Raw genomic sequence first — 24,375 nt, 5'->3', positions numbered from 1 at the left:
GAGCGTGCATACCTCAATCAAAAAATAATTGATGAACAAATAATTTAAATAGATGAAAAAAGTAACACTATGTATCGCCCTTATTTTGGGATGGGCAGGTGCTCTTTTGGCACAAGAAAAAAAGCCTAATATTATTCTGGTTCTCGCTGACGATCTAGGGTACTCTGATTTAGGTGCCTATGGATCGGAAATCGCAACTCCTAACCTGGACCGTTTAGCTAACGAAGGAATACGCCTAAAACAATTTTATAACAACTCCATCTGTGCGCCGACACGTGCATCACTGATTACAGGTCAATACCAGCATAAGGCCGGAGTAGGCTATTTTTCCAATGATTTGGGCTTACCAGCCTATCAAGGTTATATCAACGCCGAATCATTGACCATTGCCGAAGTGCTTCGCTCAAATGGATACATTACAGCGACCTCCGGCAAATGGCATGTATCAGGAAAAGGGAAGAGCCTACCCTGGGACCGCGGTTTCGACTTGGTTTTTCCGAAAGAAGAGAAGAATTCAGATTCGGGCGCTCCAACCTTTAAAGGAGCGACAGATGCCGGAGGCTATCCCTTGGAGAGTTCCTTTTCTACAGAGATCATCAATCGAGAGGCCGAAGGTTTTCTGGATCAGATCAAAGGTCAGGACAAGCCCTTCTTTCTATATTTGGCGCATACTGCACCGCATTGGCCTTTAGTGGCTTTGCCGCGGGATATTGCGAAGTACAAAGGACGTTACGATAAAGGTTGGGAGAATATTCGTCGGGCACGTTTTGAGCGCCAAAAAGAGCTGGGGATCGTCGATCAAACAGCAACACTTTCTGTTGCTGACGAAGATATTTACGATTGGGAACGTTTATCCTTTGACCAAAGGCAGTTGTGGGCCAGGAAAATGGAAGTGTTCGCTGCAATGGTCGATCGCTTGGATCAGACCATCGGTAAATTGCTGCAAAAACTCAAAGAAAATGGACAATTAGACAATACGCTAATTGTGTTCCTGTCCGATAATGGTGCACCTGCGGAGGACTTGGTTCGCTGGTTCCATGGTGCCCGGTTAAACAGCGGACCAGTGGGCACCGTAGGTTCGTTTGAATCACAAAGCAAAAATTGGTCCTATGCATCAAATACACCATTCAAGGCATTTAAAGATTATACCTATGAAGGTGGAATCAATGCCCCATTTATCGCCTGGTTTCCCGGCAAGATTGCAAAAGGCGTGAAAAAGGGAACTGGCCATATCATTGATTTGGCGCCAACTTTTTATGAACTCGCCGGAGCTATTTATCCCAAGGAATTTCAAGGGCATCAGGCAAATAAACTGCCCGGGAAAAGCTTACTTCCAGTCCTTTTTAATCAAGAGGATACTGTAAAGCGCGAAGAAGGTCTTTTTTGGGAACGGGCCGGGAATCGTGCAGCACGGATAGGAAAGTGGAAACTGGTGTCCACATGGCCTTCCTACAAATGGGAATTATATGACCTGGAACAGGATCCGACAGAACGAAAGGATATTGCCGCCAAGCATCACGACGTTGTGTCCCGACTATCCACGGCTTACTTTCGCTGGGCCAAGGAAAACGGGGTAGTGGATTTTGCCGAATTAGAAAGTAAAGAGCCGGTCAGTATGAAGGAGTTTAGGGAAAGTAAGGTGCAGGAAATTGCAGCACCAGCATTTCGTTTCTAAAAAATAAATTTTCAAATAAAACAGCATTTCTGTAATCCGATTGAATGCGATTTAAACGATACAGTTTATATTCCATTAAAAAGGCACCATGTTCCATTGGATCTGGTGCCTTTTCTATATCCGAATTATATTCGGCTATTATTAAGTCATTGCTCAACTTGGCTGTTGGAACCGTACCGTTCTATTTATTTTCTTCGACTTCAAATACCGTGTCAATCTTCCAATTGGCTTTATCTTTGGACGCAGCCACTGCCAAACGGTCACAACGCTCGTTCAAGGGATGTCCGGCATGGCCTTTTACCCACACTAATTTGACCTTGTGCAGTTTATAAACATTCATTAAACGCATCCAAAGGTCTTTATTCTTTTTACCTGCAAAGCCTTTTTGGATCCATCCATATACCCAATTTTTGTCAATAGCATCGATCACATATTTGGAATCAGAATAAACCGTAACGTTCTGATTTAAGTTTTTTAACGCTTCGAGGCCTACTATGACGGCCATCAATTCCATACGGTTATTGGTCGTTTTTCTATATCCTCCAGAGAATTCTTTTTCAATTAATTTGCCTTTGAATGCCTCGTTGTCGCCTGTATAGATAGTCCTTAAGATGGTTCCATACCCCCCTGGGCCCGGATTTCCACTGGATGCCCCGTCTGTATATAATTCGATCATACCTTCCAAACTTAGATAAATTTGTGTTTAAATACAATTATAATTGTGTGCACTCCCTGCGACATCCTGACAATCTGTATATAATATGATTTATTCGGTTTAGCATAAGCGTTTTCGCTGTAATTTATCGCTTACACGATAAAATTATGACGATTTATATGTATTTTGCTGGCTTAAACTCGTTATGTACTCGATAATTTAACTTTATGAAGTTTCAAAAGGTTTCTCTTTTTGTTCTTTTAGCGTCGGCATGTTTCAACGTCAGCGCACAGAACACAACGTCAGCTCAAAAAATGCAGTGGTTTGAGGATGCCAAGCTGGGTGTTTTTATTCATTGGGGGATATATTCCGTTGATGGTATCTCAGAATCATGGTCTTTCTTCAATAATTATATTAACCACGATAATTATATCAAACAGCTTGATGGTTTTACCGCCAAAAACTATAAGCCAACCGAATGGGCTAAATTGATCAAACAAGCTGGCGCGAAATACAGTGTCATTACAACAAAACATCATGACGGAATCTCTTTATGGAATACCAAAGCGGACAAAGCCATCACCACGGTGAAAGACGCCGCAGCCAAACACGATGTTATTACACCATTTGTAGAGGCTATCCAACAGGAAGGTCTGCATACCGGTCTCTACTATTCCTTACCAGACTGGAGTCATCCTTATTACGATGTCTTTACACGTGCAAGAAAGCGCTACGAACTAGCTAAGGAGCCCAATCGTTGGAACCATTATGTTGAATATTATCAAAAACAATTAAGCGAATTATCACAGCAATATAAACCCGAATTGATTTGGTTTGATGGGGACTGGGAACATAGTGCTGAGGAGTGGAAATCTAAGGAAACCTTATCACTTTTGCGCAAGTATAACCCCAATATCATTATTAATTCGCGTTTGAATAACCATGGCGATTACGAGACTCCCGAGCAAGGCATTCCGGTAACCCGGCCGGACGCTAAATTCTGGGAACTTTGCTATACCATGAATGACTCTTGGGGATATCAGCCTTTTGATAAGAAATACAAATCACCCAATATGATTATCCGTACTTTGGTCGATTGTATCTCCATGGGGGGTAATCTCCTTTTGGATATTGGTCCAAAAGCGGATGGGAGTATTCCGGAAGAGCAGATAAATATTTTGAAGCAGTTGGGTAGATGGACGAATAAACACGCAGCCGCTATTTATGGAACAAGAGCAGGTATTCCATTCGAAAATTATAGCGGTAAGTCTGCTTTATCAAAAGATGGAAAAATTCTTTATCTCTATGTATATGAGCAGAAAACGCAATTGCAACTAAAGGGATTGCTGAATAAAACCGTTCAACGGATTTCCGTTGTGGGGGATGCTGCTTCGAAGGTGACGGCAACAGCGGCCGATGCCACTATCCAGTTGGATCTGTCGAAAGTTAACTTCGATCAGGATGTCACAGTATTGGCAGTGGAATTTAAGGATAAGGTTCAGTGGCAAACCCCGCAGGAAAAAGCGGTAAGTTTGGTATCTGTGTTAAATAATAAGCATACTGTTACCGCTTTAAATCAGATTGCATCAACCCTGCACGATGGAAAAAATATTTTTGATCATTCCGGTTTGACTTTAGACGGTTTGGAAACCAAGCTGCCGACAGGAAATCTGACAAACCCAACTGTATTAGATTGGATAAAAAATCATGCCGAAGCACTTTATGAAACTGGAAAAGGACTGCCGGAAGGACATTATGAAGGATTAAGCGCAGTTTCCAAAGATCGTCAGACCCTCTATCTTTTTGTCGAAGGGACACCGACAGGACCTATCGCGCTTAAAGGAATAAAGAATGGGATCGCACGGATTAGGTTGGTAGGAGAAGGTTCTATGATCAATCATGAAATTTTCAATAAACTATACTGGAGTAGTATTCCGGGGATCGTCTATATTCAGGCACCAAAGGAACGCTTGGATAAAAATATGACAGTTATTGCCGTACTATTGGACTCACCCTTGGCATTGCACCGAGAGAAAGTTGGCGCAATTGAAAATAACCTTTAATCGCTGCTAAACAAAATATTAGCGCCCAAGATGCTAGCATCTTGGGCTTTTTTATCCGGTCAAAATAATTTTTGTCGACAGTGTTATGGTGGGAAATATTATTATACTAACTTAGGGCAATGAGTCTATTATATACCTCTCTTATAGCGCTGTCTACGGCAGTGCTATGTATTTCCTGTGCTGCGGGAGATGGCAATAAAATGGAGCGACGACGTGCAGATTCGCTGACAAACGAAGTGATTAAAGGAAAAATAAGTCTGGAGCGACTTGCCAAATCAGACGAATTTATGTATTTTAATGAAAAATACTTTTATGAACCGGCTGATTTGAAGGCGATACCTAAATTCGACAAGGTGCAAATCCAAATTGTAACCTATCGCATTTATAAACATGTTAAGCTGTCAGACAATCGTTATCATTTTACCGTCAAACAAGCAAAAGATCTGCATATTCCCAACAAGGCATTTGTCTACTATCAACGTTCTTTTGATGAGATGAATCGAAAAGCCGCCACTAGTAAAGATTCGATTCGACTGGAACTTCCCGATGACTATGCTACTAAATTGTTAAGTGAGTAGTGAACTTGTTTATTATCTAAAAAGTATCCTTTCGAACCCAATAGAATTTATTTATTTTTAGGGACTAAGCAAGCAAATGGAAAAGAAAAATATTGTTGTTTTAACCGGAGCAGGTATTTCAGCTGAAAGCGGGATACCAACTTTTAGGGATGCAAATGGATTATGGGAAGGACATGATGTGATGGCTGTCGCTTCTATTGAAGGCTGGAAGAGAAATCCGGCACTTGTTCAGCAATTTTACAACCTTAGGCGGAAGGCAGCGTTAGCCGCAAAACCAAATGTAGCGCATCTTGCCTTGCAGCAGTTAGAGTCTGCCTATCTGGTCACCATCATTACGCAGAATGTAGATCTATTGCATGAGCAGGCCGGATCTACAAATATTATACATTTACATGGTCGATTGGATCAATCCAAGTCGTCCATTGACGATCGTTTGATTTATCCCATCGAGGGTGATGAGATAAAGATGGGAGATCTCTGCGAAAAGGGCAGCCAATTGCGGCCGAATATCGTGTGGTTTGGTGAGGCTGTTCCGGAGATTGAACGGGCAATGGCCTATGTCTCTAAAGCAGATATCTTAATCATCATCGGAACTTCCCTACAGGTTTATCCAGCGGCCGGACTGCGGCAATTTGCGCCGAGCTATTGCCGCTCATTTTTGATAGACAAGCAGATTCCGGATAGCACAACATTAGGACGTATAAAATGCTTTGAGGAGGCCGCGACTGTTGCAGTGCCTATTTTGGTAAGTCAGTTGCTTCAGGAAGCGTCGCTTGAAGAATGATATAACAGTGAATTATACATACCGGTCGCTTGCGGTTTGAACGAGGAAAAAATGGTGTAAACCTCTTAAATATGATAACTTCATCTTGAAAGATAGATTAAAAAATTAACAAAATGAAAAGAATAATAGGATTGATTTGTAGTTCTGTATTGGCCGTTTCCTGCCACAATAACTCAACGATCAAAGTAAATAATAGTACAAATAATACGCCGATACAATTAGATAGTGCTCAAGCAAGGCATTTGCTGACATTGCCCTTGCATTGTATTGAAGTCGAATATCCAAACAAATTGGGACAGGTGCTCGGAAGCGACAAAGATCTAAAAGGGCCGCGCGCGCTACATCCAATTTTTTACGGCTGTTTTGACTGGCACTCTTCTGTTCATGGCTATTGGTCAATTGTCCGAATTTTGAAACAATTTCCTGATCTCGACAAGTCTGGTCTGATCCGGAAGCAGCTCAATCAGATTATTACAGCAGAAAATGCGGCAATAGAATTAGCATTCTTTCAAGATAAAAATAATAAAAACTTTGAACGCACCTACGGTTGGGCCTGGTTATTACAACTGCAAAAAGAGTTATTGACTTGGAAAGATCCCGATGCGGAACGCTGGGCAAAAATTCTGGATCCAATGGCAAAACATATTATGAGAGCCTATCAGGAATATTTGCCGAAATTGGTGTATCCAATTCGTACTGGCTATCATGATAATTCAGCTTTTGGTCTCTCGCTGGCTTTAGATTATGCAAGGGGAACCAATAATGTTGCCTTTGAAAAATCATTAATGACAAATGCGGTAAGGTTATATGACCATGACAAAAATTGTAATATCTCCTTTGAGCCTAGCGGTAGTGATTTTCTTTCCCCTTGTCTTGAAGAGGCGCTATGCATGAGTGCGGTTTTGGGGCAAGATGAATATCGCAAATGGCTAAAGGACTTTCTTCCGGAGCTTTTTAATCCAGACTTTAATTTGGAACCCGGCATTGTAAAAGATCGTACAGATGGGCATCTAGTTCACTTGGATGGATTGAATTTTAGCCGGGCCACCTGTTTAAATGGTATTGCTAAGGCACTGCCTGAGCTGAATCATCTACATGGTCTCGCCAATAAGCACTTAAAATATTCATTACCAAATATCACCTCCAAGGATGACTATATGGGCTCCCATTGGTTGGGGACTTTTGCACTTTATGCACTTTCTAAAAATTAGGCCCACGGTCTGCTAAAAGCTGGGATTGGATAGACGCTTACAGCGCTAAGCTACAGTTTCTGTAGATTCAGAAACTGTAGCTTACATATTTGTCTCGCCCCATTCATCCATAAGTACTAAAATTTTTTCCAACGAACGCCCCAATGCTGTTAGTTCATATTCTACTTTGGGTGGTACTTGTTGATAAACGATCCGATTGATCAGTTTATCCTGCTCAAGTTCTTTCAATTTGGCAATCAGCATGCGCTCTGAAATACCGACAAGTCTTTTTCGCAATTCACCATAACGCAACCTTTCTTCATGTAGGAGATAGGAGAGGATATTTATTTTCCATCGTCCCCCAATTGCGGATAACGTGAAAGCGATGCCACAATGACCTTTCCAGTAAGTTTCGTTGATATTATTGGTGGAGCTTTCTTTTCTGTTATTCATACTTACTTTTCTGTTGGTATCATACAATTTCGTGTGTACTGTTATTGATGCAATTTAATAAAGAAATTTGTAGCTCATCTTATAAAGTATAAAAATGGAAACAATAAAATCTATCGTTCATTGGTTGAGCTACGCCTATTACCTCTATGTATTTGGTTATGCTTCCTTATTTAAAGTTTTTCAGAAACAGTCCATGATGCAGAGTATGGATTCTTTGGGATTTAACAAACCCTGGACATTAGGCATTGGAATAGGCGAGTTGCTGGGTGTTATATTTCTTCTTATAGGTTTGTACAAACCAGAATTCAAAACAGTAGGAATTTTACTTTTATTTCCATTTGCGATTGGTGCTTTTACGGCACATATGGCTCATCAGGAATATAATCATTATTATAATTCATTACTAATGTGTATGCTTAGTATTATCCTTCTTGCGACCGACAAAAATTTTAAAATTAGTATTTAGTGTTCTGCTAGCCCAGCAGTGTTATGAGAATACAAAGCCAGTGACACACAACTTACTTTAGAATTAAACAAAACGATTTCTTTTCAGGATGAGTTCATTAGAGAGACCATAGGTCATTTTAACAATTCTATCCATCGAGTAATAAAAACTAAATCTATTATGACGAAGAAAAGAGAACGCAATGAAAAAGCAGACAATCAGGCTGAAAATGATAAAATAAAATCATTAAACCAGCATATCGCTGATGCAAGTGGTGAACAGATGAGAACAGACCAAGGAGTTAGGATCAATGATGATCAAAACTCGCTTAAAGCTGGCGAGCGGGGTGCCACGCTATTGGAAGATTTTATTCTGCGGGAAAAAATTACACATTTTGATCATGAGCGTATTCCAGAACGTGTCGTACATGCCCGCGGGGCGGGAGCACATGGTATTTTCAGATTATATAAATCACTAGGAGATTTAACAAAGGCTGGCTTCTTGAATAACACCGAACTCGAGACTCCCGTCTTTGTACGTTTCTCCACTGTCGCGGGCTCCAGGGGCTCAACAGACCTTGCTCGCGATGTACGTGGTTTTGCGGTTAAATTTTACACGCAAGAGGGTAATTTTGATTTGGTGGGCAATAATATGCCTGTGTTTTTTATTCAGGACGCCATGAAATTTCCAGATCTGGTACATGCGGTAAAACCTGAACCCGACAATGAGATTCCCCAAGCGGCATCGGCTCACGACACATTTTGGGATTTTATTTCCTTAATGCCCGAATCTACCCATATGGTTATGTGGCTCATGAGTGACCGTGCTATCCCGCGGAGTTATCGCATGATGGAAGGCTTTGGTGTACATACTTTCCGGCTTATTAATGAAAAGGGGGAGTCAAATTTTGTGAAATTCCACTGGAAACCTTTGCTCGGTGTGCATTCTGTAGCCTGGGATGAAGCGCAAAATATCTCGGGGAAGGATCCCGATTTTCATCGACGGGATCTATGGGAGGCAATTGAAAGCGGGGTTTTTCCAGAGTGGGAGCTAGGTATACAGATTATTCCTGAAGCCGATGAATTTAAATTTGATTTTGACTTATTGGATCCGACGAAAATCGTGCCGGAAGAATTGGTGCCTGTCCAGCGGATTGGAAAGATGACCCTCAATAAAAATCCCGATAACTTTTTTGCCGAAACAGAGCAGAGTGCTTTTCATGTCGGGAATATCGTGCCTGGAATAGATTTCACGAATGACCCCTTGCTCCAGGGGCGGCTATTTTCGTATACAGATACTCAGCTGATACGCCTGGGCGGTCCTAATTTTCATGAGATCCCGATTAATCGGCCCATAAGCCCATCGCATAACAATCAGCGTGATGGATTTATGCGTCAGCGCATTGACAGAGGTAAGACGAGTTATGGGCCCAATTCTTTGGGTAACAATGATCCGGCTCAGGTTAAAGAAGCCGAGGGAGGTTTTACGAGCTATCAAGAACGCATTGATGCTAAAAAAATAAGGGGCAGAAGCGCGAGCTTCCGCGATCATTTTAGCCAGGCACGGTTATTTTTTCATAGCCAATCCGAACCCGAAAAAAATCATCTGATCGATGCCTTTCGTTTTGAATTAGGAAAGGTTAAGGCTGTCTCTGTACGCCAGCGTATGATTGGTATCCTGTCACTGGTAGACGTAGAATTGGCAACTAAAGTGGCAGCTGGACTGGGACTCAAGCTGCCCCAAAAACCAGAACAACCTATTAATCACAGTATCCCCGCTGATGGTAATCCAGCCGATTATGAGCCTATTCAGGTGAAATCAACCCTGGAGAAATCTAATGCTTTGAGTATGGAAAACACAGTTAAAAATACCATTCGGAGTCGAAAAGTTGCTGTACTTGCTGCGGATGGTGTGAATGGGGAATCCTTAATGAAGGTTACAGAACTGCTAATGGGAGAGGGTGCCGTTGTACATGTTATTGCTCCTAAACACGGTGAAATAATTACATCTAACAAGTCAAAGATATTGGTGGAAGAGAGCTTATTGACCGGAGCATCCGTCTTATACGATGCGGTATATGTGCCTGGAGGAAAACGTAGTGTAGCAACACTGGCAGGAGAACCCGATGCGATCCATTTCTTGAATGAAGCTTTCAAGCACTGTAAGGCAATCGCGGTTGATGCCGAAGCAAAGGAGATCTTGCGGCAAACTTATTTTTTCGAAAAATTGCCGGCTGAAAGTTCTGAAGTTCCGACATTGGCTGATGGAGTTTTTATTGGAGAGGACCCCGCTATCTTGGCGGATCAGTTTATAAAAGCAATTGCAAAACACCGATTTTGGGAACGTGAAAAACTGCGGCAAGTGCCAGCTTAATGCAAATTTGCCATACAAAAGTAAAGCCCGCTTTAAGCGGGCTTTACTTTGAAATACTTATTTAGTTTTGCAATATTGTAATGGCGGCTTCATTACCTTGTTGTACCGCTAGATCCATAACCGAAAGTCCACGCACGTCCAATAAGGTTTTGTTCGCCCCTTTTTCCAACAGAAGCTGTAATACCTCATTTCTGCCAAACATGGCAGCAAACATAAGCGCTGTTCCGCCATTTCCATGCTGTAGGTCTAAATTAGCGCCATAATGGATTAAAAGTTCCGCAATGTCTTTATATCCTTTAAAAGCAACACCCATAAGCGCAGTATTCCCTCCCAGATCTTGAGCGTTAACGTCCGCACCTGCTTCCAGCAAAACTCGTGCAGCATGAATTTGATTATTATAGCAGGCAATAATTAATGGCGTATAGCCTTTATCGTCACGACAATTCAAATCAATATCCTGTTGGATAAGTTCTTGTAGTACCGCAACGTTTCCTAATCGTGCTGCGTGAATAATCACTTGTGTCATTTGTATCATAGTGCTATCTTTTAATATTGCAAAGACATTTTTTAAGAAGCTCTTTTGTTGGAGCCTTAATTTTAAACATAAAGTTATCTAAAAGCCAGTTTCAAAGTTTCCCAGCTTTTAGATAATTATTCAATTAAGCCGCACCCCGGATTACCCGTAATAACACAACTATAATTGCGATGACCAACAAGATGTGGATTATATTTCCTGTCGCATAACCTCCAAAAAAACTGATTGCCCAAATGATTACCAAAATGACGGCAATGATGTATAATAAATTTCCCATAATATTGATATATTTTTCACTAAGAACAACAGCCGTTTGATGATTGTTTTATAATAAAAAAAACAAACGATCTGCTGCTGACTACGGTTATCTGTTAAAGTTTCTATTTTACTAAAGTTGAATAATCTACGATATATTGTTTCCCTTTTATTCAAGAAGGATAAACTCAAAAAAAGAACACAATGGCAAAAGCGTATTTACAAATAACCTTAAAAATCAATCCTAGTGAAAAAGGTGCAGTAACAGGTATATATGACAAATTTCAGGACGCGTTTCTTGATCAGATAAAAGGCGCGATCGCAATGGAACTACTCGTTGGAGATGAGCATGTTCAGCTATTGCATGTTTTTGATACAGCAGAAGACGCTCACGTTTTCCTATCGACCGAGTTGTTCAATAACGATATCCTTGTCGCATTAAAATCCCTTGCTGTAGATACACCTGAGATCAGAATTTATACAGTTTTATAGTGCCGTTATTTGTGGAACAGTTATTCCAGTAAGAAAGAGATAAATTTCTGAAGTTCAATTCAAACAAGTATGGACAAAATACAGTTTTCCGAGGTATTGCTCAAGCGAATTAAGGATTCGCTATTTGCTCGTCAGGAGCGTTTAGCCGTGGCTGAGAGTGTCACAGCGGGAATGTTGCAATTTGCCTGCGCGCAGATGGAAAATGCGACAGATGTATTTGCTGGAGGCATTACAGCATATACTATCGAAGAAAAGACTAGTTTATTACAAGTCGATGTCAAGGAAGCCGAGCAATGTGATTGTGTCTCTCCGGGGATTACAGAACAAATGGCAGCTAGGATAACTACGTTATTTCAGACGGGATGGGGCATTGCGACCACGGGTTATGCAACGATTGTACCCGAATCAGAAGGAAAACTATATGCCTTTTTTTCAATCGCTTACCAAGGACAGGTTTTAATTACCGAAAAAGTTGAGCTGGATCCGCAAACCGTAGCTGAAGAGGCTCAGTTTACGTATACTACAAAAGCCCTACAGGCATTTTGTTTGACCTTAGAAAATCATTTTAAAAGATTAGACAAAATATAAGGAGCAGTCCTTTTTGTGGACTGCTCCTATTCCTTATGCTTCTTGCTTTAAATCAAACGAGTGATAATCCTTGTAATGGACTAAGGACCTTATTGGTGTGGTCAATGTCGATAAAAGTGCTATATATGATTTAGCGACCATCTTCCAGGTTGTCTGTTCCCCGTAACTACGGGCTTTGAAGCGATGCCAGGCAAGCAATCGCTGAGACTTATAGAGTAATTTGATATGCTGACCCATTTTTTGGACATCATTAAATGGGGTGAGAATTCCCCGATCATCTTTCAGAAGATCTGCCGCATGCCAATAAGGTGTTGATATAACAGCGGCTCCCGCGCCAACAGCAAAAGATAGTGTACCACTACTAATCTGTTGTTCATGTTGATAAGGAGACAAGTAAATATCACAAGCAGTTAAATATTCTTTTAACTGCTCATCTGTTAAGAATTCGTCCACAAAAACCACTTTATCTTGCAATTGCAACTGTTCTACCAGACTTTTTAATTCAAACCGATAGGATTCACCTTCGTGGGCCAATACATTCGGATGTGTTTTGCCGACAATGAGATATTTGAAATTTGGTAAATCTAGGCCTTCCAATGAGCGGATGGCGTACTCAAGTCCTTTACTTCGGCCGATTAATCCAAAAGTCATCATCACAAAATAATCCTGAAGACCCAATCGATACTTTGATAAACCCTGTTTGTAGTCAAATTGTGGTACACCATGTGGTATAACGTTGATTTTTTTAGGGTCAACCATCGGAAATAGCTCGTTTAACAATTCACTTCCTTTTGGCGATAAGGCTACCACGGCTTGCGATTTTATAAGAAGCGCTTCCATAATTTCCTTTTGACGCAATGAGGGCGATTGTAATATGGTATGAAATATAGTTAACAAAGGTATAGTTAAATGATTGATCAGCTGATTGATAAATACCCCATCGGCGCCACCGAATATTCCATATTCATGCTGTACAATGCAATAGTCGTACTCGGCATTGATAATATGGCTGGCCTGGATATAACTGTCTAGCCTTTCCTTATCTATAACAAAGCGTACTGATGGATCGAACTGTTCAATGCCAGTTTTTGAAACCGCGATTACATCGACGATAATATCTTTGTCCGCGCACATGCCTTGTTTAAGATCTTTTGAGAACGTTGCCAATCCACATTCCTGGGGTGGATAAGTGCTTATAATAACGATTCTTTGCATAACACCTAGGCCTTTTTGGTTTCTTCTTTCTCGTTATTTACCGGGATATCCAAAATAGCCATCAATAATAGATAATATCCCTTTTCTAGTCCCATTTTTTTTGCTTGTTGTTCTATATTATTTTCCATATTAAGTATTATGATTAAGGTGGTGAATTTTTTCCTTTTGTAAATCAAAAGCTGTACCCAAAAGACCGTATTTATATCATACCCGTAGTTTTCAAATGTCGAATCCGTAAAGTATACGGTATTAACCGCAAAAAAACACTGCAACTAAGTATTTTTCTCTTAGTGAGGAAATTTATTCCTTGATTGAAAAAGGTATTGTCATAGCTATTTATTTTCTATCCTCATTCTAAACAATAAGCGCCAGATAATGGTTTATGTACGAAATCACAATAGCGAGAATATGTGAAGTCTTAAACAGTACTTATTAGGATATGATAGAAAAGAATAATTCAAAAAAAATCAATGATCATTTGGCCAATGAGCGCACTTTTTTAGCCTGGATAACCACCAGCTTGGGTATCATGGGATTTGGTTTTGTCGTCGTTAAGTTTTCGTTGTTTATACAGCAGGTAACCTTAATGCTCAACTCAAAAAAGACCATGGATATTGAACCCGAATATTCTGGGATTGTTGGTGTTTCCATCGTTCTTATAGGTTCTGTTACTGTTGTATTGGCGTATATCAAATATAGGAAAGTGGCCAAACAGATTGAAGCGGAGAACTTTACTTACGGTTCGTACGGAATTGCTTTGATGTCGGCTTGCTTTCTCATTATTGGCCTGTTATTAGGTTGGCACTTAGTCGAGAGCCTATAGCATGACTTTCTAAAAGGACTGTGTAATCGACATTCCCTTCTTTTTTATTTGATCAAAAGTGTCCGCTACAAAATAGGTCATCTATGCATACCCAAATTAATTAGAGGGGAGCATTGGAAGCTTCAGGAAAATACTTTGTGGCGTTTTTGCAGATAGTAAATAGACCGTGACGAATATTAAAAGGTTCTCTATAAAATGATAAATAGCGTGTTAATTTGTACCCTCGTAATACGATAGATATGAATAAAATAACAACGGCTTTACTGTTGACAATATTGTATGTCAGTGGATGTGCGCAGGAGGTAAAAGATAAGGTAATGTCAAGCGGCGATCGGATAAGCTATCTTTCTGAAAAGGTTCGTCGGTTCAAGCAAGAGCCACTGTACCAGCTGGAGGTCGAAAGTGTTTTGAGTTTCAGTATTCTGATCAATGGCTGTCCTGTTTATTCGAATTTTGATCAAAGGCCTGGAATGGCGAGAGTGGATATCAATCCATATATCCTTAAAAGTGGTCAACAACAGGTTACTATAGCGCTTTATCCTGGTTACGATGGCCAAGGCACGATCAAACAGTATCTCGAAAACGGCAGCAAATTTTCCCTTAAAATTGAGAAAACAGGTTGGGATAAAGGTGGTAACTTGAAGACTCCGGAAGAAATTGTTTTGTATAAAACTGCTAATGAAACAACAGATTTAGCGAAATTGAAAACGTACAAAAAAGATATTCATTTTAAAGCCGATGTTCCTTATCAGCTCGAGGGATGGACAAATGGGCAGGATTTGACCCAATTGGATCGCGTACAGTTAGAACAGCAGGTTCTCAGCTTCTATAGACAGATGTTATCTGCTTTTGAAAACAAGGAAGACGATGATCTAAATACAAAATTCCTAAAGGCGGATGCGGAATGGTATCAAGCCTTGTACTTCCCCAAAGATATTATTACAAAGTTCCAAACAACAAAGGGTAGGAAGGGGAAGTCCGTTGCAATAACTTTATCAACTTCAACGCGAAATTCACGTACATTTTATTCGCTCCAGAATTACGATCTGAAATTTTACGGAGATGGCCGATTGGTTCGGCTAGAGTCGCGGGAGGGCGCTAATAGGGGTGAATCTTTGTTAGGCTATGAAGACATCGATAAAAACGGCCTAAATAGAAAAACTTTTGTCGATATGCTGTTGTATATGCCCAAAGGATCGACCTCCCTGGAGATTATTAGATAAAAGGCCGCTCAAAAGAACTTGTTGGATTATTTTTGATAAATAAAAACCCTTGCCGGAAAGAATAAGTGGTACCCTCATATAGACTAAGAAAATAATTACTAAAAATTTTTTGTGTTTTCAATGAACGCTATCGCCGCATCTATGTAATTCTTTTTTGCATTTTTTATGACCTCCTGGGTTTCTCTATAGGTTAGTTTTGTCTTACCCATTTTTGGTGTCATATCGATGGGAAGGTTGATATCAGGTTCAATGCCCTCAGCGATCTTGTACACTTTGCCGTTGCGGTCTTTTAGGACTGTAGTTGTTAGCATCACCATGCAATTGTTATTGATATTGAATGGCGCATTCCCAGAGGTGAGACCTCCGGTTTTTTGCCCGATTACTTTTACATTTTTCTGTCCCTTGAAGTGCGCTGTAAAGAATTCTCCGGAACTTGCAGTAACGTTACTCGTCAATAGGATGATAGGTACATTAACATGTTTCAATTGTACAGGTTTTACTTTATCAGGTTCAAGCTGAAATAGCTGAAAATACTTGAGATCTTCGGGGCTTTCGACAATATAGCGCGTAGTAGCCTTTGTTTCTTTCCCTTGAGCATCTACATAGGAGTAGGTTTTATCTGTATCCAATAGGGAGGGAAACTGCCAGATCATTGGCATGATATTTCCGCCGTTATTTTCTGTAAGATCGATGATCCATGCTTTTGGCTGCTGAGCGTCTAAATAGTTTAGCTGTATACCTATGCTATCGACATATTTTCTACTTTCGAGCATCACCGCAGGTATATTGATATAAGCGTATTTGTTGGCTATCATGTAATGCTGGAAATTTTTTGGAGGTAGACCGGCTTCACTATCTGTCATGACTGCCATTTTTTCAAACTGGTCTTGTTCGGATGCACTATTCTGTTCCTTCGGCTCAAAGAATAGGCTTGAATGTCCATCTTTTAAGGATCTTAATAATTTTTCGAAATATGGTTTTAATTGGTTGATATCTTTAATGTCACGGGTTTCCGCTATGAATGCTGGTCGGATCGAATCCCACCGCATGGATTTCCCCATATAGGCATTTTTCTGTAATGTATCCAAAAATTGGATCACCATCTGCTGCGTATTGTTCATTTGTGCATGCAGCCTAGACGTGAAAAATAATGCAAGAAATAATAAAAATGCTCTTCTCATGTTATCTGTTAGTAAATATCCGTCCGCATATTTAATCGCTTTACGGAAATAGGTTGGACCCCTTCTACGCTTAAAAATATTGATCCGATCGTATGTTGAATAATCAAATTAGTAGCACTGAGATTCAAATTACGATTAACTTTTCATATTCATTCTTTCCTCCTGAAGATCAAGTAAACGAAGATGTTTTCTAATGATTTCTTCGTCCAACAGAAGCTCTTCTCGATTTTTATTGATTAACCAGATCCGCTGAGCTTCCAGGATGTCGATATAGATTTTTCGGTACTCGGCATAGTTAATGATGATTTCCGAACTGGTCAATTGATTTTCATATTTCTGCAGCTGGTCTTTCAAAGTCGGAAAGCTATCTATTTTGTCAGCATAATCTTTACGGATTTTCTCTACCGCTACTTGAGCAAGTTTGTTTTGAATTTCGTAATCAATCTCCTTTTCTGTTCGTACGAAATCCCGATCTATCGGCGGAAATTTCTTTAATAAAAAAGGGAGGGTGAGTCCCTGTACCAACAATGTTAACAGGATAGCAACGAATGTGATGAAAAGGATCAGATTTCTTTGGGGAAAAGGTGTACCGTTCTCTAAGGTAAGGGGAATTGAAAGTGCTGCGGCTAGGGAAACGACACCGCGCATTCCTGTCCAGCCAATGATCAGGGGTGTTTTCCAGCCCGGAGACTGTGCATCGGCCACGGTGATGAAATTTCTCATCACTAGTGTGGTAATTACTGCACCATAGCCGGCGAAGATTCTTACAATAATCAGAACAGCAGTAACCGCGACTCCATAACCGATTGCGGTAGATATATCAGTATCGCCCAATCCGTTTACGATTTCAGGCAGGTCCAAACCAATGAGCATAAAAACAATTCCGTTCAGCAAAAAGCAAAAACTTTCCCAAACCGTTACAGTACGTATTCTAGATGCGCTACTCAAAAAATCGTGGCTGCGGTAGGAGAGAAATAGACCACCACTTACCACGGCCAAAACTCCGGAAGCATGCAGCTCCTCGGCGACCAGATACATTGAAAATGGCGCAATAAAAGTGAGCAATATGTCTGTATTTGAATCAGTTGGTAGAATCTTGTGCATTTTCAAGAAAATATAGGCAAGTCCAAGTCCTATACCTACGCCGCCGACACACATCCAGACAAAGCTTCCTGCGGCCTCGTACCATACAAATTGACCTGTAGCAGCAGCTATCATCGCAAAGCGGAAAATAATCAGCGAGGAAGCATCATTCAGCAAGCTTTCGCCTTCAAGAATTGAAGCTAGTCTCTTCGGTACTTTCACAAATTTTAATATTGCACCAGCGCTCACAGCGTCAGGCGGAGAAACTATTCCACCCAATAAAAATCCAAGGGCTAAAGAAAATCCGGGAATAAAATAGTTCGCAAAAACCGCTACTGATAATGCGGTGAAAAATACCACCACAAAAGCAAAGCTAAAAATAATCCGGCGCCATCGCCAAAGTTCCTTCCAAGAGGTTGACCAAGCCGCTTCATACAATAATGGTGGTAAGAAAATAATAAATATTAATTCAGGTTCTACTTTTATGGCTGGTACTCCCGGAATAAAACTTATTAAAAGTCCCGCCAATACAAGCAAAACAGGATAAGCTACCTGAATTTTTTTTGCCAGCATAATGAGCATGGTAATCAGCAGAACCAAAAATAGATAGAATGCGAAATTTTCTAACATGTATTCGTTTTAGATGCATAAATATATATTAAATTTTTAAAAAGATTTAAGACCCATTTAAAATTTATACCAAAGAAAGCGCATTTAAATGTTCCTCTGGAAAGCTGGTTCCTTTAACACGCATTGATGACTATAATAAACATGAAGTGTTATCCGTAATCTTTACAGTAAAAGTCACAAAAAAGTACAAGTCGATGATGAGAAAAGAGTCAACCCGTTGGGGTCGACTCTTTACTTTGCAGGTATAAACGCAATACGGATCTGTCAAAAAGCACTAAAATGCCGGTGCTGCGGTGTTCAGATCAGAATTCAGAAAGTCGTCAATCATCGGAACTAACCAATCCATGCGGTACATCATACCGATATGTGTTGTTCCAGGGAGGATAGCCAGACGAGATTTGGGTAATCCGTGTATATCGCCCATTTTCCCACCTCCTAAGGCACGAAATAATGCCAATGCATGTTCATACTGTATTCCATCGGCATCGCCGATGGCCATAAATAAGGGGGCTTTTATTTGTTTTGCGTCTTTGGACCAGTCATAGGGTTCTAGATCGATGCTGATCACTTTCTTTACAAATTCGGGAAAATGTTTTGGATCATTACCGAGGCTGTCGTATTGCTTCTCGATTGGCGAACCTTTAAATATATCCGCCGTTATCGACGAATAGGATGCTTCTACATCAGGCCACCATCCGTCGTGTGCATAGCTACCTGACAATACAATAAGTCTTCGTACCTGCTCGGGATGCCGTATAGCCAGTTGAAATGCTACGCCACCTCCCATGCTGTAGCCCAATATGTCGGCACTATCTATTTGAAGATGTTTCAATAGGCCGGATACATCATCGGCCATTCCTTCATAACTGATTTTTCGTGCAATGTCTCTAGTCCGCCCATGTCCCTGCATTTCCGCGACTATTACTTTCCGACCTTTAAACATGGGGATAGCCTGAGACCAGTTCAATAGGATTGTCATATAAGATCCGTGGAGTAATACAAGAGGTTTACCCTCACCGTAAACTTCATAATACATTTTTAATCCATTCACATCAGCATAACCCGTTTCGGATGGTTTGGCTGTTTTAGCAATCGACCTGTTTTCTGGAGAGTCCGTACGATCGTTTTTCTGCTGTTGACAGGATAGTAATAATGTGAAAAATATTACCATCATTCGCCCTAATGTTTTTTTGGTTTCCATATTTATCTGATTGTTAAAATTTTATAAGCAAATCTATCCATTTTTGATGTTGGGTTTAGACCGCATATCCGACAATTTCAAGGGGGAAAAACGACAAAAGGACAAATACCATGGCAATATCTAGGAAAGGGCGGCTCTTTTCTAAAAGCTATCAGATAACAGACAAGAGAAAACCTGAATTAGGAAAGCTGACTTTGGGACATAACCTATAAGAGAGGAGCTACAGCTCCTCTCTTATAGGTTCATTGACTTAGGCGATTAAAAAATGCGGTAAATTCTTTATTCGGCTACACAACGGATCGGAAAAGCTTGAAATTTATTCATAACATTATTGTCTCCGGGTGTATTTACCACCATATCCATAGAAGATCCCTGTAGATAATAGATATTGTTTCCCTCGGTATAACTTGTATGGAAATAAGCAAATTGTCCGCGATGTTCATAGCCCAGTGGACCATAAATACCTCCATAATCATGTGTTTGAACACGGCCACCTACAGGAAGAGTCAATTTCACATTTTTGTTGCGTATACTGGTCAGAACTTTTGCAGCACTGTAATTAGACTGACTAGCGGCCCATGACCCGATATTACTTGCTGTTGTGCCGTTGATCAGGAACTCAGCTTCTCTTTTGGTGGGTATGCGATAACCACTGGGACAAGGATCGGCTGCAGTTTTTACGGGTGCATTTTCAGTGCCACTATTCCAGGCATTGTCTGGTTGTACAATATTTGAACTCCAATTCGTTACACCGGGCCAGTTCGCGGTTCCTATTGCTGGTATTCTTCCCCATTGATAAAAATTACCGTAGAGATCCATCGTTGAAGGATCCTGATCAGGGTCGATGTTGATGCTGGCACCTGGGGCACCCAAGTCATAGCGCATCCAGATGACCCCATTGATACGCGCTGCTTTTTGTCCCTGATGATCCAGGAAAACATCTTTTGGATTGATACGGATCCGGAGATCATATTTCACGCCCGGGCTGATAACCAGATTATTAAGAGAGATAATATTTTGTGGGGTCAGAGGTCCAATTGTAATAGATGCTAGGTTAAGCTTACCAGTAGAGGTCGTGGCATTCAAGATTACTGGATTTGAAACAATAGTTGCCGTATTAAGCGTTTGAAATATAAGTGGAACATTTCCGACTTCGTCCGATTGCGATGGCACGCCATTAGATAATTGAATAGTCGTTGTCAGAAAGTGAGGGCTAATCGAAGCACTGATGGCAGTAACCTCATATCCAGTCGCCGAAGCATCAATGATTGTGGTGATCATGCTCATCTTATGTGCCAATGTGATATCTATATAATTGACTGTGTTGCCACTGACAACCATATTGTCTTTCCTAAAATACATAAAGTCCGTACTGCCGGAAAGGCCCACTAAACTTGATGTCGTTAATGTTTTGTTTGCTGGATTCGCAAAAGTAATCGAAGGAAGATCTGTTGTACTGTTTACGGAGTAAGCAACAAAGGTATAACTTTGTCCGGCATCCAAACTCAATTGGGTGGTATTGTTTTCGCTTCCACGAATATAATCCCGTTCAGTGACATATTCCCCGGAGGAATTATACACGGCCATTTTATAACGTATTCCCGGATCAAGCGGTTTTGTTTCTGTACTGGCTTTGGTGCCTGCTTTCGTCGTAATAGGCTCATGCAAGTAGGCCGGAGCCAGCTCTGCAACCAGCGTGTATTCATCATTGAAAGCGGTCTCCTGATACTGGACTTTGTTATTATCGGTGGTATGAAGTCCTGTTGCTGATTTTTTTTCTATACTTTCTTCGTTGTCATAATGGTTGCCCAGTATATTGACTTTAACCACAGCTTTTTCTGCTGAGACAGCAGAATGGTCATCTTTTGTATGGCAGCCTGCGAGGGCAAACAAAACAATAAAAAGTAAAGCCGTCATTCCGCAGATAGAATTGAATCTGTTGTTGAAAATCTTATTCTTCATTTTTTCTATTTCGGTTAATAGTAAGTCCGTTAGTCAATTATTCTTATCAAGTAGCGTCCCCATCTTCAGGCTCAGCTGAGCTACCAGTCGAGGTCTGTTGATGTTTCCGGCATGTTCTGCCACTCCGTATTTACATTGCCATTAGGTTTGGTTGTTGCCGAACCTGCAGCAATTTCAGCCTCCATGCTAACATGTACGGTTTTTATTTGAGGTAGCTCGTACTTCTCCTTTGTCAAATTGACAAGTATGTTTTTATTTACGGTTCTCATTTCTCGTTTTTTTAATGGTTTTCTTTTTAATTCGCTGTAACCTGATGTCCCATCAGCTTTCTGCGTTTTATTTTATAAATTTTACTGTGTATATGGATTTCAGGACACAATTAAACGAAAAGGACCTTGCCAAAGAAAATTGGCTACGATTAATATCATTTTCATAATAGTAGATTTTTTCCAAATTTACAGAAGTCCCGAATAGTGAAAAATCGCTAGTGCTAGTGATTTTTCCTACTTTGGATTTAAGCTTGCATATTTGATTTTGGAATGGTTGTCGTATCGTTCGATTCTGAACATTTGGTGTTCGATTATGATCAATCTCTGATTATAAATATATTTTAGTGCGCTGTTTAACAGTGGTATACTGTTTTGGCAAGCGAGTTGATAAGGAAGTTAATCGAGAAAATTGCGTAAAAGATCAAGCGAAAATCAACCGCTTTTTTGCAACAAAAACCGAAAAAAGCGACATGAATTATATTATTCGGAATCTAAAACTTAACATCTTATGAAGGTCATAAAATTTTTACCTATTGCCCTTATTTTCGGCCTAATGGCCGCAACAGCTTGTGCGCAAACCGAAAGTCAGCTCCAAAAAGAAATTTCTGCTGTTGAATCGGGGCTGATACCACCTGTCCGCTTTGTGGGGGAGCGATCATGGGATATTGCCTCACGCATGAAGTTTTATAATATTCCTGGTGTGAGTATAGCTGTTATCAAAGATTCCAAGATCATCTGGAGTAAGAGCTACGGTGTTGTAGATCTTGAATCCAAGGCCCCAGTCACTACTAAAACATTGTTTCAGGTTGCTTCGATGAGTAAGCCGGTCAGTGCTTATGCTGCGTTAAAAGAAGTAGAGCTTGGTAAGTTAGCTGTAGATACGGATGTGAATTCATTTTTAACGTCATGGAAAGTTCCAGAAAACGAATGGACCAAAACTAGAAAAGTCACCCTCAAGAATATCGTCAGCCATACTGCTGGTTTCACGGTAAGTGGATTTCCAGGATATAAGGTAATAGATCCTATTCCCACGGCAGTGGAGGTGTTGAAAGGGGAAAAGCCCGCCAATACCCCTGCAGTCTTTGTCGATAAGCTTCCGGGAGCAAATTTTCGCTATTCAGGAGGTGGATATACTGTGATGCAACAGATGCTTATTGATATTGAGAGGAAAGATTACACAAGCATTATGAATGAGAAAGTGCTGCTGCCATTGGAAATGAAGAATAGCACATTCGCACAACCACTTCCAGTCGCACAAGCAGAACTTGCCGCCACAGCCTATTCTGCAGATGGAAAGCCTGTTGAAGGACGATATCATGTTTATCCGGAGCAAGCTGCAGCGGGATTGTGGTCTACAGCTGAAGATTACGCCAAATTTGTGATTGATATTCAACATACATTGGCGGGCAAAAGCAGTAAAGTTATTTCCAAAAAGATGGCAGAAGAGTTTACCAGTCCTTTCATTGAATCCTTTATCGGTCTAGGGCTGTTCATTGAAAACTATGCCGGAGCGGTTTACTTTTGTCATGGCGGTTGGAATGAAGGTTTTAGTTCTTATTTTATAGGAAGCAAGACAAGTGGTGACGGGGTGGTTGTACTAACAAATACCAACAAACCCTTATTTGTCAACGAACTCGTTCGCGCTGTCGCTTTAACCTATCAATGGCCAAATTACATTGCTCCAGCTAATAAAATTTTACCGTCAAGCGCAAAAGAGCTGAGTTCATATGTTGGTCGTTATCGTGCTGATAAATATGGAATCATCAAAGTCTATATGGAAAATGATAAACTGATGGCTATTCAGAATCTGGACGCACCCGTTGAACTGATTAAAGTTGGGGTAGACACTTTCGCAATGCATGACTGGGATTTTAAAATGGCCTTTGTAAAAGATAAAGCTACAGGTAAGCAGGAGCTTGTTCAGATTTTGCGTGATAAAACAATCCATGCCAGAAATCCAAAACTTAATGCAGGCGATATGATTCCGCTGGAGCTGATTTTAGGAGGTCATTTTGAACGGGGAGTTAAAGCTTATCAACGGGCAAAACAAGAGGACAGTGGGCATCGCTTGCTTTCAGAAGGTTTTCTGAATGGCACAGGATATGAGCTCCTTTCTCAAAAGAAATTGACCCAAGCGATCGATATTTTTAAGGTCAATACAATTTTATACCCAAAGAGCGAAAATGTATACGATAGTCTGGCAGAAGCATATCTAAAAGCAGGTCAGAGAGACAAAGCAAAGCAGTGCTATATAAAGCTGCTCGAAATCAATCCTAAAAATGAAAAAGCAAATAAGATTTTAGAAACCTTATAATAAAAGTGTAATGAACTAATTTTTTGCTAATTTGCACATATGTCAATGCATGCAAATAGCTATCAATTATTTTCCAAAGAGATTCTATCGATCTGGAAAAACCAAGATGTCTCCTATATTAAGGTAGAAGAATTGTCTACCGTCGAAGGGATTACCTTTTTTGAGCTAATACCTGATTCGGAGCTTTTGGATGGGGGAGAACAGGATACGCTTTATGCGATTGATTCGGATGATGTCGAGGATATGCTATTATTCAGCAAAAATATTAGGTTTGTCGTCCATAATATTTATTTGGAAGAAGATTAAGCGAATTGGACTTCTCTATAACACTTATGTGAATATTTTTTTATTTTTTGTAGCGTGGAAGATAAGTTTTACTTATGATGTA

At 40.4% G+C, this 24,375-nt stretch carries 24 protein-coding genes; 13 read left to right on the top strand and 11 right to left on the bottom strand.

Going from position 1 to position 24,375, the window contains the following annotated elements; all coding sequences use genetic code 11:
* Nucleotides 1–52 precede the first annotated feature (52 nt).
* The gene (locus ACK8HY_RS05410; protein ID WP_416132993.1) at nucleotides 53–1,675 is read left to right on the top strand and encodes an arylsulfatase; all 1,623 of its coding nucleotides are present in this window, start codon (nucleotides 53–55) and stop codon (nucleotides 1,673–1,675) included.
* A 181-nt stretch (nucleotides 1,676–1,856) separates the two neighbouring features.
* On the opposite strand, the gene rnhA is transcribed toward ACK8HY_RS05410, so the two are convergent.
* Complete coding sequence (gene rnhA, locus ACK8HY_RS05405) at nucleotides 1,857–2,351, bottom strand: ribonuclease HI (RefSeq protein WP_077433059.1); 495 nt, start codon at nucleotides 2,349–2,351, stop codon at nucleotides 1,857–1,859.
* A gap of 206 nt (nucleotides 2,352–2,557) precedes the next feature.
* Between rnhA and ACK8HY_RS05400 the strand changes: the two genes are divergently transcribed.
* From ACK8HY_RS05400 to ACK8HY_RS05385, 4 genes are all read left to right on the top strand, one after another.
* Nucleotides 2,558–4,393, top strand: a complete 1,836-nt coding sequence (locus tag ACK8HY_RS05400) for an alpha-L-fucosidase (RefSeq protein WP_416132992.1) — start codon at nucleotides 2,558–2,560, stop codon at nucleotides 4,391–4,393.
* 119 nt (nucleotides 4,394–4,512) lie between these two features.
* The gene (locus ACK8HY_RS05395; RefSeq protein WP_416132991.1) at nucleotides 4,513–4,971 is read left to right on the top strand and encodes a hypothetical protein; all 459 of its coding nucleotides are present in this window, start codon (nucleotides 4,513–4,515) and stop codon (nucleotides 4,969–4,971) included.
* 76 nt (nucleotides 4,972–5,047) lie between these two features.
* A complete protein-coding gene (locus ACK8HY_RS05390; protein ID WP_416132990.1) occupies nucleotides 5,048–5,755 on the top strand; it encodes an SIR2 family NAD-dependent protein deacylase in 708 nt (235 codons plus the stop codon).
* A gap of 113 nt (nucleotides 5,756–5,868) precedes the next feature.
* Nucleotides 5,869–6,966, top strand: a complete 1,098-nt coding sequence (locus tag ACK8HY_RS05385; protein WP_416132989.1) for a DUF2891 domain-containing protein — start codon at nucleotides 5,869–5,871, stop codon at nucleotides 6,964–6,966.
* Nucleotides 6,967–7,047: 81 nt separating this feature from the next.
* Here the strand turns inward: ACK8HY_RS05385 and ACK8HY_RS05380 are convergent, their stop codons facing one another.
* Nucleotides 7,048–7,398, bottom strand: a complete 351-nt coding sequence (locus ACK8HY_RS05380) for a winged helix-turn-helix transcriptional regulator (RefSeq protein WP_416132988.1) — start codon at nucleotides 7,396–7,398, stop codon at nucleotides 7,048–7,050.
* Nucleotides 7,399–7,492: 94 nt separating this feature from the next.
* Between ACK8HY_RS05380 and ACK8HY_RS05375 the strand changes: the two genes are divergently transcribed.
* Both ACK8HY_RS05375 and ACK8HY_RS05370 read left to right on the top strand, forming a co-directional pair.
* On the top strand, nucleotides 7,493–7,864 hold the full coding sequence (locus ACK8HY_RS05375) for a DoxX family protein (protein WP_416132987.1): 372 nt from the start codon (nucleotides 7,493–7,495) through the stop codon (nucleotides 7,862–7,864).
* 159 nt (nucleotides 7,865–8,023) lie between these two features.
* A complete protein-coding gene (locus ACK8HY_RS05370) occupies nucleotides 8,024–10,216 on the top strand; it encodes a catalase (protein ID WP_416132986.1) in 2,193 nt (730 codons plus the stop codon).
* A gap of 61 nt (nucleotides 10,217–10,277) precedes the next feature.
* Here the strand turns inward: ACK8HY_RS05370 and ACK8HY_RS05365 are convergent, their stop codons facing one another.
* Both ACK8HY_RS05365 and ACK8HY_RS05360 read right to left on the bottom strand, forming a co-directional pair.
* Nucleotides 10,278–10,751, bottom strand: coding sequence for an ankyrin repeat domain-containing protein (locus ACK8HY_RS05365; protein ID WP_416132985.1), 474 nt, complete (start codon nucleotides 10,749–10,751; stop codon nucleotides 10,278–10,280).
* Nucleotides 10,752–10,875: 124 nt separating this feature from the next.
* Nucleotides 10,876–11,028 (bottom strand): lmo0937 family membrane protein, encoded by a 153-nt coding sequence (locus ACK8HY_RS05360; protein WP_139351003.1) that lies wholly within the window; start codon nucleotides 11,026–11,028, stop codon nucleotides 10,876–10,878.
* Nucleotides 11,029–11,210: 182 nt separating this feature from the next.
* Here ACK8HY_RS05360 and ACK8HY_RS05355 point away from each other — a divergent pair, with 182 nt between their 5' ends.
* Both ACK8HY_RS05355 and ACK8HY_RS05350 read left to right on the top strand, forming a co-directional pair.
* On the top strand, nucleotides 11,211–11,498 hold the full coding sequence (locus ACK8HY_RS05355) for a hypothetical protein (protein WP_343559201.1): 288 nt from the start codon (nucleotides 11,211–11,213) through the stop codon (nucleotides 11,496–11,498).
* Nucleotides 11,499–11,567: 69 nt separating this feature from the next.
* The gene (locus tag ACK8HY_RS05350; RefSeq protein WP_416132984.1) at nucleotides 11,568–12,086 is read left to right on the top strand and encodes a CinA family protein; all 519 of its coding nucleotides are present in this window, start codon (nucleotides 11,568–11,570) and stop codon (nucleotides 12,084–12,086) included.
* A gap of 33 nt (nucleotides 12,087–12,119) precedes the next feature.
* Here ACK8HY_RS05350 and ACK8HY_RS05345 read toward each other — a convergent pair whose 3' ends face one another.
* A complete protein-coding gene (locus ACK8HY_RS05345) occupies nucleotides 12,120–13,301 on the bottom strand; it encodes a glycosyltransferase (protein ID WP_416132983.1) in 1,182 nt (393 codons plus the stop codon).
* Between the two features lie 5 nt (nucleotides 13,302–13,306).
* Entirely contained in the window at nucleotides 13,307–13,429 is a 123-nt protein-coding gene (locus ACK8HY_RS05340; protein ID WP_262507804.1) for a hypothetical protein, read from the bottom strand.
* A 311-nt stretch (nucleotides 13,430–13,740) separates the two neighbouring features.
* Here ACK8HY_RS05340 and ACK8HY_RS05335 point away from each other — a divergent pair, with 311 nt between their 5' ends.
* Together ACK8HY_RS05335 and ACK8HY_RS05330 are read left to right on the top strand one after the other, a co-directional pair.
* A complete protein-coding gene (locus ACK8HY_RS05335) occupies nucleotides 13,741–14,124 on the top strand; it encodes a YidH family protein (protein WP_254846165.1) in 384 nt (127 codons plus the stop codon).
* A 239-nt stretch (nucleotides 14,125–14,363) separates the two neighbouring features.
* Nucleotides 14,364–15,347: a hypothetical protein gene (locus ACK8HY_RS05330; RefSeq protein WP_416132982.1), complete on the top strand. Its 984-nt coding sequence runs from the start codon at nucleotides 14,364–14,366 to the stop codon at nucleotides 15,345–15,347.
* Between the two features lie 98 nt (nucleotides 15,348–15,445).
* On the opposite strand, the gene ACK8HY_RS05325 is transcribed toward ACK8HY_RS05330, so the two are convergent.
* The 5 genes from ACK8HY_RS05325 to ACK8HY_RS05305 all read right to left on the bottom strand — a co-directional run bounded on the left by ACK8HY_RS05325 (nucleotide 15,446) and on the right by ACK8HY_RS05305 (nucleotide 21,673).
* Complete coding sequence (locus ACK8HY_RS05325) at nucleotides 15,446–16,528, bottom strand: S41 family peptidase (RefSeq protein ID WP_416132981.1); 1,083 nt, start codon at nucleotides 16,526–16,528, stop codon at nucleotides 15,446–15,448.
* A 135-nt stretch (nucleotides 16,529–16,663) separates the two neighbouring features.
* The gene (locus ACK8HY_RS05320; protein WP_416132980.1) at nucleotides 16,664–18,241 is read right to left on the bottom strand and encodes a Na+/H+ antiporter; all 1,578 of its coding nucleotides are present in this window, start codon (nucleotides 18,239–18,241) and stop codon (nucleotides 16,664–16,666) included.
* 274 nt (nucleotides 18,242–18,515) lie between these two features.
* Nucleotides 18,516–19,415, bottom strand: a complete 900-nt coding sequence (locus tag ACK8HY_RS05315; RefSeq protein ID WP_416132979.1) for an alpha/beta fold hydrolase — start codon at nucleotides 19,413–19,415, stop codon at nucleotides 18,516–18,518.
* A 306-nt stretch (nucleotides 19,416–19,721) separates the two neighbouring features.
* Nucleotides 19,722–21,404, bottom strand: coding sequence for an FISUMP domain-containing protein (locus ACK8HY_RS05310; protein ID WP_416132978.1), 1,683 nt, complete (start codon nucleotides 21,402–21,404; stop codon nucleotides 19,722–19,724).
* Nucleotides 21,405–21,484: 80 nt separating this feature from the next.
* Nucleotides 21,485–21,673 carry a hypothetical protein gene (locus tag ACK8HY_RS05305; RefSeq protein ID WP_416132977.1) on the bottom strand — a complete coding sequence of 63 codons (189 nt, stop codon included), beginning with the start codon at nucleotides 21,671–21,673 and terminating at the stop codon, nucleotides 21,485–21,487.
* Between the two features lie 508 nt (nucleotides 21,674–22,181).
* Here ACK8HY_RS05305 and ACK8HY_RS05300 point away from each other — a divergent pair.
* Both ACK8HY_RS05300 and ACK8HY_RS05295 read left to right on the top strand, forming a co-directional pair.
* Complete coding sequence (locus tag ACK8HY_RS05300; protein ID WP_416132976.1) at nucleotides 22,182–23,987, top strand: serine hydrolase; 1,806 nt, start codon at nucleotides 22,182–22,184, stop codon at nucleotides 23,985–23,987.
* A gap of 39 nt (nucleotides 23,988–24,026) precedes the next feature.
* The gene (locus tag ACK8HY_RS05295; RefSeq protein ID WP_416132975.1) at nucleotides 24,027–24,293 is read left to right on the top strand and encodes a hypothetical protein; all 267 of its coding nucleotides are present in this window, start codon (nucleotides 24,027–24,029) and stop codon (nucleotides 24,291–24,293) included.
* Nucleotides 24,294–24,375: the final 82 nt, after the last annotated feature.

Source organism: Sphingobacterium sp. NGMCC 1.201703 (assembly GCF_047784615.1).
In the GTDB taxonomy this organism is placed as follows: Bacteria; Bacteroidota; Bacteroidia; order Sphingobacteriales; family Sphingobacteriaceae; genus Sphingobacterium.
Note: the sequence above shows the minus strand (reverse complement) of the source record. Positions and strands in the feature narration are given on the sequence as shown.